Annotated in this window: 13 protein-coding genes and 2 tRNA genes; 4 read left to right on the plus strand and 11 right to left on the minus strand. The window is 72.1% G+C overall.

Going from position 1 to position 12,698, the window contains the following annotated elements; genetic code table 11:
• Nucleotides 1-18 precede the first annotated feature (18 nt).
• The gene (locus tag BLT76_RS07125; protein ID WP_090852916.1) at nt 19-1,083 is read left to right on the plus strand and encodes a trans-sulfuration enzyme family protein; all 1,065 of its coding nucleotides are present in this window, start codon (nt 19-21) and stop codon (nt 1,081-1,083) included.
• Nucleotides 1,084-1,181: 98 nt separating this feature from the next.
• Here BLT76_RS07125 and BLT76_RS07130 read toward each other — a convergent pair whose 3' ends face one another.
• On the minus strand, nt 1,182-2,201 hold the full coding sequence (locus BLT76_RS07130) for an NAD(P)H-dependent glycerol-3-phosphate dehydrogenase (RefSeq protein WP_211752772.1): 1,020 nt from the start codon (nt 2,199-2,201) through the stop codon (nt 1,182-1,184).
• On the minus strand, nt 2,198-2,968 hold the full coding sequence (locus tag BLT76_RS07135; protein WP_090852919.1) for a lysophospholipid acyltransferase family protein: 771 nt from the start codon (nt 2,966-2,968) through the stop codon (nt 2,198-2,200). The genes BLT76_RS07130 and BLT76_RS07135 overlap by 4 nt, the downstream gene beginning before the upstream one ends.
• A gap of 100 nt (nt 2,969-3,068) precedes the next feature.
• Here BLT76_RS07135 and cofC point away from each other — a divergent pair, with 100 nt between their 5' ends.
• Nucleotides 3,069-3,701, plus strand: a complete 633-nt coding sequence (gene cofC / locus BLT76_RS07140; protein ID WP_090852922.1) for a 2-phospho-L-lactate guanylyltransferase — start codon at nt 3,069-3,071, stop codon at nt 3,699-3,701.
• Between the two features lie 69 nt (nt 3,702-3,770).
• Here cofC and BLT76_RS07145 read toward each other — a convergent pair whose 3' ends face one another.
• The 4 genes from BLT76_RS07145 to leuC all read right to left on the minus strand — a co-directional run bounded on the left by BLT76_RS07145 (nt 3,771) and on the right by leuC (nt 7,453).
• Nucleotides 3,771-4,391 carry an HU family DNA-binding protein gene (locus BLT76_RS07145; protein WP_090852925.1) on the minus strand — a complete coding sequence of 207 codons (621 nt, stop codon included), beginning with the start codon at nt 4,389-4,391 and terminating at the stop codon, nt 3,771-3,773.
• 133 nt (nt 4,392-4,524) lie between these two features.
• On the minus strand, nt 4,525-5,349 hold the full coding sequence (locus tag BLT76_RS07150) for an alpha/beta fold hydrolase (protein ID WP_211752774.1): 825 nt from the start codon (nt 5,347-5,349) through the stop codon (nt 4,525-4,527).
• A 67-nt stretch (nt 5,350-5,416) separates the two neighbouring features.
• Nucleotides 5,417-6,022 carry a 3-isopropylmalate dehydratase small subunit gene (gene leuD / locus BLT76_RS07155; RefSeq protein WP_090852928.1) on the minus strand — a complete coding sequence of 202 codons (606 nt, stop codon included), beginning with the start codon at nt 6,020-6,022 and terminating at the stop codon, nt 5,417-5,419.
• A gap of 12 nt (nt 6,023-6,034) precedes the next feature.
• Nucleotides 6,035-7,453: a 3-isopropylmalate dehydratase large subunit gene (gene leuC, locus BLT76_RS07160; RefSeq protein WP_090852931.1), complete on the minus strand. Its 1,419-nt coding sequence runs from the start codon at nt 7,451-7,453 to the stop codon at nt 6,035-6,037.
• A 168-nt stretch (nt 7,454-7,621) separates the two neighbouring features.
• On the opposite strand from leuC, the gene BLT76_RS07165 reads away from it, so the two are divergent.
• Nucleotides 7,622-8,344, plus strand: coding sequence for an IclR family transcriptional regulator (locus tag BLT76_RS07165; RefSeq protein ID WP_090852934.1), 723 nt, complete (start codon nt 7,622-7,624; stop codon nt 8,342-8,344).
• 5 nt (nt 8,345-8,349) lie between these two features.
• Here the strand turns inward: BLT76_RS07165 and BLT76_RS07170 are convergent, their stop codons facing one another.
• From BLT76_RS07170 to BLT76_RS07180, 3 genes are read right to left on the minus strand one after another with little or no spacing between them, the layout of a single operon-like run.
• A complete protein-coding gene (locus BLT76_RS07170) occupies nt 8,350-8,892 on the minus strand; it encodes an NUDIX domain-containing protein (RefSeq protein WP_090852937.1) in 543 nt (180 codons plus the stop codon).
• A gap of 28 nt (nt 8,893-8,920) precedes the next feature.
• A complete protein-coding gene (locus BLT76_RS07175; protein ID WP_090852938.1) occupies nt 8,921-9,400 on the minus strand; it encodes a methylated-DNA--[protein]-cysteine S-methyltransferase in 480 nt (159 codons plus the stop codon).
• A gap of 3 nt (nt 9,401-9,403) precedes the next feature.
• Nucleotides 9,404-10,909, minus strand: a complete 1,506-nt coding sequence (locus tag BLT76_RS07180) for a DNA-3-methyladenine glycosylase 2 (RefSeq protein WP_090852941.1) — start codon at nt 10,907-10,909, stop codon at nt 9,404-9,406.
• 148 nt (nt 10,910-11,057) lie between these two features.
• Between BLT76_RS07180 and BLT76_RS07185 the strand changes: the two genes are divergently transcribed.
• The gene (locus BLT76_RS07185) at nt 11,058-12,275 is read left to right on the plus strand and encodes an LCP family protein (protein WP_244509297.1); all 1,218 of its coding nucleotides are present in this window, start codon (nt 11,058-11,060) and stop codon (nt 12,273-12,275) included.
• A 173-nt stretch (nt 12,276-12,448) separates the two neighbouring features.
• On the opposite strand, the gene BLT76_RS07190 is transcribed toward BLT76_RS07185, so the two are convergent.
• Together BLT76_RS07190 and BLT76_RS07195 are read right to left on the minus strand one after the other, a co-directional pair.
• Nucleotides 12,449-12,521: transfer RNA gene (locus BLT76_RS07190), tRNA-Glu, on the minus strand.
• Between the two features lie 92 nt (nt 12,522-12,613).
• Nucleotides 12,614-12,685: transfer RNA gene (locus tag BLT76_RS07195), tRNA-Gln, on the minus strand.
• Nucleotides 12,686-12,698 lie beyond the last annotated feature (13 nt).

The raw sequence follows: 12,698 nt of genomic DNA on the forward strand, positions 1-12,698 counted from the left end.
GACCATAGTCTGTCGCCCATGGTCGACTCCCCCTCACCCGCCACCGTCGCCGTACACGCGGGGCGCCCGCCCCACGAGGCCGACGAGCCCCTGAACACCCCCATCACGATGGCCTCGACGTTCGTCGGCGGCGGCGAGCGGGAGTACGGCCGCTGGGGCAACCCGACGTGGCAGGCCTTCGAGGCCGCCCTCGGTGCTCTCGAGGGTGGCCGGACGCTGGCGTTCTCGTCGGGCCTGGCCGCCGTCTCGGTCGTCCTCGACCTGGTCGGGCAGGGTGCCAAGGTCATCGCGCCGGCACACTCCTACAACGGCACCATCGCGCAGCTGGCCGACCTCGAGGCCCGCGGCCGGATCATCACCGAGCTGGTCGACATCACCGACACCGCCGCGTTCGTGGCGGCCTGCGACGACGCCGCCCTGGTCTGGCTGGAGTCGCCGACCAACCCCGCGCTCGAGGTCGGCGACATCGAGACCATCGCCGCCGCGGCGCACGAGGCCGGAGCGTACGTCGTCGTCGACAACACCTTCGCCACGCCGCTGCTGCAGAAGCCGCTCGAGCTCGGCGCCGACATCGTCGTGCACTCCGCGACCAAGTACCTCGCCGGTCACAGCGACGTGCTCATGGGCGCGCTGGTCACCGACGACGACGCGCTGTACGGCGTACTGAAGGGCCGTCGCGACCTGCTCGGCGCCGTACCCGGCACCTTGGAGGCCTTCCTCGCCCTGCGCGGGATGCGCACGCTGCACCTGCGGGTCGAGCGCGCCCAGGCCAACGCGACGGAGCTGGCCGCTCGGCTGGGCGCGCACCCCGCCGTGTCGGACGTCCGCTACCCGGGCTTCGGCGGCATCGTGTCGATCGTCCTCGCCGGCGGCGCCCTGGCCGCCGACCTGCTCACCCACTCCACCGACCTCTGGGTCTACACGACCAGCCTCGGGGGTGTGGAGTCGACCTTCGAGCGCCGCCGACGCTGGAAGTCCGAGCCCGCGACCATCCCCGACGCCCTGGTCCGACTCTCCGTCGGCATCGAGGACGTCGAGGACCTGTGGTCCGACCTGCAGCAGGCTCTCGACCGCCTCCCCTGACCGCTCCGGCGCGCTCCAGGTCGGCGATCGGCCCACCGGATTTCGGCACGCTCCGTCGCGGCTCAACCACCGTGAGACTGACTGATCTCGTCCCTCGATCAGTCGGTCTCCGCCTTGGTGTCGCGGGCGAGGAGGGCGTCCATCAGGTCGGCGGCGGTGAGCCGGCCGGCGACGACGTCGTCGACGTGCTGGGCGATCGGGGCGTCCACGCCGGCCTGCTCGGCGAGGGCCCGCAGCGAGGCGCAGGACTTGGCCCCCTCGGCCACCTGGCGGGTGGAGGCGTAGATGTCCTCCGAGGTCATGCCCTGCCCGAGCTTCTCGCCGAACGTCCGGTTGCGCGACAGCGGCGAGGAGCAGGTGGCGACCAGGTCGCCCAGCCCGGCGAGCCCCATCAGGGTCAGCGGGTTGGCCCCGAGGCGCATCGCCAGCCGGGCCGTCTCGGCCAGGCCCCGGGTGATCACCGACGCGGTCGTGTTGTCGCCGAAGCCGAGGCCGACGGCCATGCCGACGGCCAGGCCCACGACGTTCTTGTAGGCCCCGCCGAGTTCGCAGCCGAGCACGTCGACGGAGGTGTAGGGACGGAAGGCCGGCGAGTGGCAGCGGGCCTGCAGCATCCGTGCGACGTCCTCGTCCTCGCAGGCCACCACGGACGCGGCGGGCTCGCGGCGAGCGATCTCCTTGGCGAGGTTGGGCCCGCTGATGACCGCGATCCGCTCCGGACCCGCGCCCGTGACCTCGGCGATCACCTCGCTCATCCGCTTCAGGGTGCCGAGCTCGACGCCCTTCATCAGCGAGACCATCACCGCGTCGTCGGAGAGGTACGGCGCCCACTCGGTCAGGTTGACCCGCAGCGACTGCGACGGCACCGCGAGGACGACCACGTCCGCGCCGGCGAGCGCCTTCTCGGCGTCGTGGGTCGCGGTGACGGTCGGCGGGAGCTGGACGCCGGGGAGGTACTCGACGTTCTCGTGCTCGTCGTTGATCGTCGCGCATACCTCCTCGCGACGCCCCCACATCGTGACCTCGTTGCCGCCGTCGGCGAGGACGACGGAGAACGCGGTCCCCCACGATCCCGCGCCGAGGACGGCGACCTTGCCGGTGGTGGAGATCGGGCTCATGCAGGGGCCTCCCCCGGGTCGTGGCGGTGCGGGTTGCCGGTCTCTCGTACGCCGGCCCGCCGCATGTCGAAGCGCTCGGCCGGGGCCGTCTCGCCGCGGATCTGCTCCACCAGCGTGACGATGGCGGCCATGATCCGGTCGGTCGCCTGCTGCACGACCGGCGGGGTCGCCTCGACGGCCAGCAGGTCGTCGAGGTCGACCGGGTCCCCGACCAGCATCCGGATCCGCTTGCGCGGGAACAGGTCGGGCCTCGTCGCGTACGGCGCCAGCAGCTCCTGGGCGCCCCACTGACCGATCGGGATGACCGGGCACCCGGTCGCGAGCGCGATCCGGGCGGCGCCGGACTTGCCGGTCATCGGCCACCCGCCCGGGTCGCGGGTGATCGTGCCCTCGGGGTAGACCACGACGCACTCGCCGGCCCGGACGGCGGCCACGGCGGCGTCGTACGCCCCGATGGCGTTGACGCTGAGCCGCTCCACGGGGATCTGGCCGGCCGCCCGCAGGAAGAAGCCGAGGGCCCGGTTGCGGAAGAGCCCCGACTTCGCGAGGTAGCGCGGCACCCGGCCGTGGTCCCAGACGATGTGCGCGGCGGTCAGCGGGTCCACGTGGGAGATGTGGTTGAGAACGAGGATGCAGCCGCCGGTCGCGGGGATCCTCTCGCCACCGGTCCACTCGTGCGTGGTGGTGGCCAGCAGCGCGGGTTTCACGATGGGGACGGCGAGGTGCCACGCCCAGCCACGTTTCTGCTGCAGCTTGCGAACCTTCAACGCGCTCCCTCGTCTGATTCGTGACCTGTCCCACGTCCGAACGCAGGCTACTCGGTCAGCGGGGCGACGATCGCGCGCCCGACCTGACAGGATCGTCCCGATGTCCGTCCCGTCCCCCGAGCCCCGGCGCTTCGCGCTGCTCGTGCCCGTGAAGCCCCCGGCCCTCGGCAAGTCGCGGTTGGTGGGCCTGCCCGACGACGTACGACGCGAGCTCGCCGCCGCGTTCGCCCTCGACACCGTCGCCGCGTGCCTCGCCGCCGACCTCGTCGGGGCGGTCCTGGTGGCGACCGACGACGCCTCGTTCTCGGCGCGGCTCTCGGACCTCGGGTGCCCGTCGATCCCGGACGGCGTCACCGGCGACCTGAACGGCAGCCTGCGCCAGGCGGCCGCCGAGGCCCGACGCCGCTGGCCCGCCCTGCAGCCGGTCGCACTGTGCGCCGACCTGCCCGCCCTCCTGCCCGCCGACCTGGACGCCGCGCTCGCGCAGGTGGGCGACGAGCCCGCCTACGTGCCCGACGCGGCCGGCCTGGGCACCACGCTCTACACGGCGTCCTGGGACCGGTTCGACCCGCGCTTCGGCGAGGGCTCGAGGGACGCGCACGACCTGCAGGCGTTCGCGATCGCGCTGGACGCCGCGACCCTGCGGCGCGACGTCGACGACCTCGACGACCTGCGCGACGCCGTGGCGCTGGGCGTCGGTCCCCGCACCGACATGCTCACCCGCGAGCTCTGACCGACCGCTCGGACGGCGACGGGGCCGCCCCCGTCACCGGAGGCGGCCCCGTCATCCGCGCGAGGGAGCTCAGGCCTTCTTGGCGGGCGCCTTCTTCGCCGGTGCCTTCTTGGCCGCCGCCGGAGCCTTCTTGGCGGTCGTCGTCTTCGTGGCAGTGGTCGACTTCGCCGCGGTCTTCTTCGCCGGAGCCGACTTCTTCACCGCCGGCGCGGCCTTCTTCGCCGGAGCCGACTTCTTCGCGGCCGGAGCAGCCTTCTTGGTAGCCGTCGTCGCCTTCTTCGCAGGCGCAGCCTTCTTCGCAGCCGGCGTGGCCTTCTTCGCAGCCGGCGCCGCCTTCTTGGCGGGCGTGGCCGCCTTCACAGCAGCGGCCGGCGCGGCCTTGGCGACGGCCAGGGTCAGCTTGGGCAGCTTCTTGGCGCCGGAGACGACGTTCTTCAGGTCCGCGCCGGGGGTGAACTTGGGCACCGACTTCTTCTTGGCCTTGATCCGTTCGCCCGTCTGCGGGTTGCGCACCCACCGCGCGTCGCGCACCCGCTTCTCGAAGGAACCGAACCCGGTGATGGCGACCTTCTCGCCCTTCGCCACCTCGCGGGTGATCGTGTCCAGGACGGACTCGAGCGCGTGGGCCGCGGCCTTCTTGTTCCCCTCGTAACGCGCCGCCAGCGCGTCGATGAGCTGTGACTTGTTCACGATCTTCCCTTCGGAGGAGCTGCTCGGACCGAGCCCGTGCCCGATCTTCTCCTGGCACGCTAGGTAGTCGTGGCGACCGTCACAATCACCACGCCGCGTCCGGAGCGACTTTTTTGCGCCGTCGTACGGGGTCTCAGGACCCCAGGAAGCGCAGCAGCTCGGCGTTGAAACGGTCCGCGTGGCTGACGTTGAAGCCGTGCGGGGCGCCCTCGACGACGACCAGGGTGCTCCCCTCGATCGCCTCCGCGCTCCGCTTGCCGGAGACCTCGAACGGGACGATCGCGTCGGAGTCGCCGTGGATCACCAGCGTCGGTACGTCGACCCGCGCGACGTCCTCGCGGAAGTCGGTCGTGCCGAACGCCTCGATGCAGCCGACCACGGCCTCGTCACGCGCGGCGCTCGCGAGCCGGAGCGCCTCCTGGCGCTGCTCCTCGGTCACCTTCAGCTCGCCGTCGACGGAGAAGAAGCCGGTCGTGAAGCCGTCGAGGAAGCCCTCGCGGTCGCCCGCCGCGCCGTCCTTCATCTCGTCGACGTCCGCGCGACCCAGCCCGCCGTCGGGGTTGTCCTCGGTCTTCAGCAGGTACGGCGGCACCGCGCCCGCGAGCACCGCGCCGGTGACCCGGCCGGCCGCGTTGTGCTGCGCGGCGTACCGCACGACCTCGCCGCCCCCCATCGAGAACCCGACGAGTACGGCGTCGCGCAGGTCGAGGCCGTCCACCAGACCGGCCAGGTCGGCCGTGAACGTGTCGTAGTCGTAGCCGGACTCGGGCTTGTCGGACTCGCCGAACCCGCGCCGGTCGTAGGTGACGACGCGGTAGCCCGCGTCGCTCAGCGCCGGCACCTGCTCCGACCACGACGCGCCGCTCAGCGGCCAGCCGTGGACCAGGACGACGGGACGGCCGATGCCGCCGGTGTCGGTGTAGTGGAGGGTGATGCCGTTCGACGCGATGGTCGTCACGTGTGGGTCCTTCCGTCCGGATGTTGAGTACCTCGACTAGTTCGGTACCCAACTCCGGACGGATGGCTCAGGCGTGCTGCGAGACCGGCTTCCAGCGCGGCCGCTCGGCCTCGAACGACGAGATGTCGGCCTCGTGCCCGAGGGTGATCCCGATGTCGTCGAGCCCCTCCAGGAGCCGCCACCGGGTGTAGTCGTCGATGTCGAAGGAGTCCTCGATCGCGTCGACGCCCTCGCCCGCCCGGACGGTCCGCGACTCGAGGTCGACGGTGATCACGCCCCCGGGGTTGTCCGCGAGGAAGTCCCAGAGCTTCTGGACGACCTTCTCGTCGACCTGGGCGGCCAGCAGGCCGGCCTTGCCGGAGTTGCCGCGGAAGATGTCGGCGAACCGGGCGGAGATGACGACCTTGAAGCCGTAGTTCTGCAGCGCCCAGACGGCGTGCTCGCGCGACGAGCCGGTGCCGAAGTCCGGTCCGGCGACGAGCACCGAGCCGGCGGCGTAGACCGGGTTGTTGAGCACGAAGGCCGGGTCGTTGCGCCAGGCCGAGAACAGGCCGTCCTCGAAGCCGGTGCGGGTGACCCGCTTGAGGTAGACGGCCGGGATGATCTGGTCGGTGTCGACGTTGCTCCGCTTGAGCGGGACGCCGACGCCGGTGTGGGTCGTGAACTTGTCCATGTCAGCTCCCGTTCAGTTCGTCGCCGCGGCGGGCACCAGGTCCGCCGGCGAGGAGAGGGTGCCGCGTACGGCGGTGGCCGCGGCGACCGGGATCGACACCAGGTGCGTGCGACCGCCCTTGCCCTGCCGACCCTCGAAGTTGCGGTTGGAGGTCGACGCGCTGCGCTCGCCCGGCGCCAGGGTGTCGGGGTTCATGCCCAGGCACATCGAGCAGCCGGCGCCGCGCCACTCGGCGCCCGCCTCCTTGAAGATCACGTCCAGACCCTCGCCCTCGGCCTGCAGGCGCACCCGCGCCGAGCCGGGGACGACGAGCAGGCGGGTGCCGTCGGCGACCTTGTGCCCCTCGATCACCTGGGCGGCGAGCCGCAGGTCCTCGATCCGCCCGTTGGTGCAGGAGCCGATGAAGACGGTGTCGACCGCGACCTCGCGCATCGGCATGCCGGCCTCGAGGCCCATGTACTCGAGGGCTCGCTCGGCGGCGATCCGGTCCTGCTCGTCCTCGAACTCCGAGGGGATCGGCACGGTGGCGCCCAGCGGGACGCCCTGGCCGGGGTTGGTGCCCCAGGTGACGAACGGCGTCATGGTCGAGGCGTCGAGCACGATCTCCTTGTCGAAGACGGCGTCCTCGTCGGTGACCAGCGTCTTCCAGTGCGCGACCGCGGCGTCCCAGTCGGCGCCCTTCGGCGCGTGCGGCCGGCCCTCGATGTAGTCGAAGGTCTTCTGGTCGGGCGCGACCATGCCGGCCTTCGCACCCCACTCGATGCTCAGGTTGCACAGGGTCATCCGGCCCTCCATCGAGAGCTCCTCGACGGCCTGGCCGCGGTACTCCACGATGTAGCCCTGACCGCCACCGGTGCCGGTGTGGGCGATCAGGGTGAGCGCCATGTCCTTGGCGGTGACGCCGGCGGGCAGGCTGCCGGTGATGGTGACGGCCATGGTCTTGGGCTTGGCCTGCATCAGGGTCTGGGTCGCCAGGACGTGCTCGACCTCGGAGGTGCCGATGCCGTGCGCGATGGCCCCGAACGCGCCGTGGGTGCTGGTGTGGCTGTCGCCGCAGACGATGGTCATGCCCGGCTGGGTGAGGCCCAGCTGGGGACCGATGATGTGCACGATGCCCTGGTCGGCGTCGCCGAGCTTGTGGATCGGGACGCCGAACTCCTCGGCGTTCCTGCGCAGCGTCTCGACCTGCGTGCGCGAGACCGGGTCCGCGATCGGCTTGTCCCAGTCCAGCGTGGGGACGTTGTGGTCCTCGGTCGCCAGGGTGAGCTCGGGGTGGCGCACCGGCCGCCCGGCCAGTCGCAGGCCGTCGAAGGCCTGCGGCGAGGTCACCTCGTGCACGAGGTGGAGGTCGATGTAGAGCAGGTCCGGCTCCCCAGGGGTCGATCGCACGACGTGCTCGTCCCACACCTTCTCCGACAGGGTCCTACCCATGATCACTCCCTCGTGACGTACCGCTCCTGACTCTCGAAGAGTACGCCGTCATCCCATGATCTGAGACGTCAATCTCGACATGCAAGACAGTCGGACGACGCCCCGGCCGCGGGTGCGGCGCGCGTCACACCCCTTGCATCCCATGATCCGAGACGGGAGTATTGGCATATGGACAACTCCAGCGGCGTGGGCGTGCTCGACAAGGCGGCTCTCGTGCTCACCGCTCTCGAGTCCGGGCCGGCCACGCTCGCCGGTCTGGTCGCGGCCACCGGCCTGGCCCGCCCGACCGCGCACCGGCTCGCTGTCGCGCTCGAGCACCACCGGCTCGTCGCCCGCGACATGCAGGGCCGTTTCGTCCTGGGCCCGCGTCTGGCCGAGCTCTCCGCCGCCGCCGGCGAGGACCGCCTGCTGGCCACGGCCGGCCCGGTCCTGGCCCGGCTGCGCGACATCACCGGCGAGTCCGCCCAGCTGTGGCGCCGCCAGGGCGAGCACCGCGTCTGCGTGGCCGCCGCCGAGCGACCCAGCGGGCTGCGGGACACGATCCCGGTCGGCTCCCAGCTGACCATGCGCGCCGGCTCGGCCGCCCAGGTGCTGCTGGCGTGGGAGGACCCGGAGCGGATGCACCGCGGGCTGCAGAACGCCGCCTTCTCCGCGGCCGCCCTCTCCGGCATCCGCCGGCGCGGGTGGGCCCAGTCGGTCGGCGAGCGCGAGCAGGGTGTGGCGTCGGTCTCGGCGCCGGTGCGCTCCCCCAGCGGCAAGATCATCGCGGCAGTCTCGGTCTCCGGTCCGCTGGAGCGGCTGTCCCGCCAGCCCGGCCGGATGCACGCGCCCGCCGTGCTGGCCGCGGCCGAGCGGCTCTCCGAGTCGTTGCGCCGCGCTGCGGCGGAGTAGCCGGCTCAGCCGATCCGGCCGAGCGCCAGACCGGCGAGCATCAGGCAGGAGATGGTCTCACTGTCGTGGATCTCGCCGGCGCGCACCAGGTCCAGCACCTCGGCCCAGGGCACCTCGAGCACCTCGGAGATGCCCTCCTCCTCCAGGCTCCCGCCCCCCACGTCCTCGAGACCCTGGGCGAGGAACACCTCGGCACGCGCGTCCGCGACCCCGTTGAGCGCGTAGACCTGACCCAGGTGGGTCCACGTGCTCGCCGTACGGCCGGTCTCCTCCCGCAGCTCCCGGCCCGCCGCGACCAGCGGGGCCTGGCCGTCGGAGCCACCGGCGGGGACCTCCAGGGACTCGCGACCGATCGTGTAGCGGAAGAGCCGGACGAGCAGGACCGCACCGTCCTCCGTCACGGGTACGACGAACGCCGCCGGGTGCCGGACCTCCGTGACGCCGTAGATGCCGGTGCTGCCGTCCGGCCGCGTGACGTCGTCCTCGCGCACCCGGATCCACGGGTTCTCGTAGACGGTCCGGGTCCCGTGCGTCTGCCAACCGCTCATGTCCCGAGCATCGCAGGGACCGATCGGCTCAGAACAGCGCGTCCTGCTCGAGCTCCAGCAGCAGCTGCTTGCGCTCCAGCCCGCCGGCGTAGCCGGTGAGGGTGCCGTTGGCGCCGATCACCCGGTGGCACGGGATCACGACCGGGATCGGGTTGCGCCCGTTGGCCAGCCCGACCGCGCGGGACGCGGCGTTGGTCATGCCGAGCCGGTGCGCGACCTGCCCGTACGACGCGGTCTCGCCGTACCCGATCGCGCAGAGCTCGGTCCAGACCCGCTGCTGGAAGTCGCTGCCCTCCGGGGCGAGGGGCAGGTCGAACTCCTTCAGGTCGCGGGCGAAGTAGGCGGTCAGCTGACGCGCGGCCTCGACGAGCACCGGGTGGGCGTCGTCGCGCGCCCCGCGGACGCGCCCGTCGCCCTCGCGGAACGGGGAGAACTCGATCGCGGTGATCGCGTCGTGGCGCTCGACGAGCCGGAGCTCGCCGATGGGTGAGTCGAGGACGGTCCACATGGGTCAGCTCTCCTGACGGTCGGGGTCGGTGGCGGACGGCATGAGCGTGTTCCAGAGGTGCATGAGGGCGTAGGAGCGCCAGGGCCGCCAGCGCTCGCTCCCCGCGATCACCGACGCCGGGTCGTGCCCGAGCCCGGCGAGGGCGTTGCGCACGCCCACGTCGGTGGGCAGGAACAGGTCGGGGTGGGCCAGGGCACGCATGGCGACGTAGTCGGCGGTCCACGGGCCGATGCCGGGCAGCTCGAGCAGGCGGCGTCGTACGTCGTCGCGGTCGGGGCCACGGTCGAGCGCGACCTCGCCGGAGGCCAGCGCCGCGCAGAGCCCGACCAGCGCCCGGCCGCGGGCCCGCGGCATCGGCAGCATCTCCGGGTCGACCCCGGCCAGGGTCGCCGCGTCGGGGAAGAGGTGGGTGAGACCGGGGATGTCGGTCTCGACCGGAACGCCGTGGGCCGCGACCAGCCGGCCGGTCACCGTGCAGGCGCCGACGACGCTGACCTGCTGGCCGATCACCGTCCGGACGGCGACCTCGTCCCCGTCGACCTGCCCGGGCACCCGGAGCCCGGGGGTGGCGCGGGCGAGCGGACCGATGACCGGGTCGCCGGCGAAGTGGTCGCCGACCGCCAACGGGTCGCAGTCCGCGTCGACCAGCCGCCGGGCGCGCTCGACAGCCGCCGCGGTGTCGCGCAGGTCGGTGAGCGCGAACGTCGCGGTGACGAAGGCGGTCTCGCCCGCAGCGGTGGTGTCGTCGGCGTCGAGGCGGACGGTGCCGGGACCGTGCGGAAGCGTCAGGGTGCGGGCGTACCAGCCGGGTCCGGCGACCTCGACCCCCGGGATCAGGTGGTAGGCGAGGAAGTCGATCAGCGCCCGCCCCGCGAACGGGGTGCGTACGGCGAGCCGCATCGAGACGGTGCCGGTGGCCGGCCGGCTGTTCGTCCGGCGCCCGCGCAGCTGGGTGGGGCTGGCGGCGTACACCTCGCGGATCGTGTCGTTGAACTGCCGGACGCTGGAGAAGCCCGCGGCGAAGGCCACGTGGGTGTGCGGCAGGGCCGTGGTCTCGATGAGCACCCGCGCGGTCTGGGCCCGCCGCGCCCGGGCCAGCGCCAGCGGGCCGGCGCCCAGCTCGGCGGTGAGGATCCGGCTGAGGTGGCGTGAGGTGTAGCCGACCCGCCGGGCCAGTCCGTCGACGCCCTCGCGGTCGACCACCCCGTCCGCGATGAGGCGCATCGCGCGGCCGGCCGCTGACGCCGAGACGTCCCAGTCCGGGCTGCCGGGGGTCGCGTCGGGCAGGCAGCGCTTGCAGGCGCGGTAGCCGGCCGCCTGGGCCGCCGCCGCACTGACGTGGAAGGTGACGTTGGCGGATGCGGGGGTCCGCGCCGGGCAGCTGGGCCTGCAGTAGATGCCGGTGGTGCGCACCGCGGTGTAGAAGACGCCGTCGAAGCGCCGGTCGCGCGACTTCACCGCGCGGTAGCAGGACTCGGCGTCGAGCTGGCTCGACGTGGTCGTCGTCATGGCCCCATTCTCCCCCATCCCCCTGACCACGGCTGGCGGGAATCGGACACGGCGACGCCGGCCCGTGGAGCCTGAGAGATTGTCAAGAATGTGTGACAGGTGAGCTCATCCGGCCGATATCCGAGCACCGGACTGTCACCATGTCCCCGTGGCCGACGACGAGCAGCCGCCGGCCGCGCCGGCACCCGCGCAGCAACCGCGCCGGAAGGGCCGCCGTCGGCGGCGCCTCTCCCCCGTGCTCACGGTCATCCTCGTCACCCAGCTCGTCGTGGCGATGCTGACCGCGACCACCGTCTACGCGTTCGTGCGCCAGCTCGACGACGCACTGCCGCCGGGGGTGGAGATCCCGCACGTCGAGGGTGAGAAGCCCGAGGTGGAGGGGCCGAAGGAGCCGCTCAACATCCTGGTGATGGGCTCGGACACCCGGACCGGGGAAGGCAACCAGATCGACGGTGAGTCGGGCAGCGACGGCTCGGACACCACCATGCTCCTGCACGTCTCCGCCGACCGGAAGGAGGCGTACGGCGTCAGCCTGCCCCGCGACGCCATCGTCGACCGGCCCGACTGCGTGGACGAGGACGGCCGGGACGTGCCGGGCGCGGACGACGTCATGTTCAACACCGCCTTCTCCGTCGGCGGGCCGCTGTGCACGATCCAGATGGTCGAGACGCTGACCGGGGTGTACGTCGACCACTTCATCGTCCTCGACTTCCACGGGTTCAAGGCCATGGTCGACGCCGTCGACGGCGTTCAGGTCTGCCTGCCCAAGGAGGTCGACGACCCCGAGCACGGGATCTACCTGCCGGCCGGCACCCACGAGCTGACCGGCCAGCAGGCCCTCAACTACGTCCGCGAGCGCTACACGCTCTCGGTGACCGGCGACATCGGCCGGATGAAGCGCCAGCAGGCCTTCGTCGCCTCGATGATCAACAAGGTGCTGTCGGCCAACACGCTGAGCCAGCCCACCAAGGTGCGCAACTTCCTCAAGGCCGTCGTCGGCTCGATCCAGGTGGACGACGAGCTCGACCGCGTCAAGGATCTCGCCGACCTGGCGATGCAGTTCCGGGAGACCGGCCTGAGCAACATCAAGTTCATCACGGTGCCGATCGAGGAGTACCCCCTCGACCCGAACCGCCTCCAGTGGACGACCGACGCCGACCGGCTGTGGAAGCGGATCATCGCCGACGCCCCGCTTGGCCGGACCTTCAGCGGCGGCAGCATCAGCGCCGCGAAGCCGCCGACCAGCGAGTCACCGAGCACCTCCCCCGACGCGTCCCCCGACACCGGCGCCAGCGCTACTCCCGAGCAGGAGGAGCAGGCCGAGACCGCGCGGGCCGAGGCCCTCGCCAACGGCCTCTGCGCCTAGCGCGGCCGCGCCCCCGCAGGCGCTCTCCCCGGATCGGCGCAATGGCGCTGGTCACGGGCCAGTAGCAGGCCTACCGGCCCGTCACCGGCGCCATTGCGCTGTTCGTGGAGCAGCGGTCGGGCGGGTACGCAGAAGGGCCCGGATCCTGGTGGATCCGGGCCCTTCTCGGTCTGTACCCCCGACCGGATTCGAACCGGCGCTACCGCCTTGAGAGGGCGGCGTGCTAGGCCGCTACACAACGGGGGCTTTGCTCTCGCGAGCAACCTGCGAAACCCTAGCAAGGCTGTTGTTTCGCACAAAATCGCGGTCATTCCGGTGTCGGAACCACCGCGATCTCGCTGGGATACTAGGACTCGAACCTAGAATAACTGGACCAGAACCAGTCGTGTTGCCAATTACACCATATCCCACTGCAGGGCCAGT

Source organism: Nocardioides lianchengensis, from assembly GCF_900101465.1.
Classification (GTDB): domain Bacteria; phylum Actinomycetota; class Actinomycetes; order Propionibacteriales; family Nocardioidaceae; genus Nocardioides; species Nocardioides lianchengensis.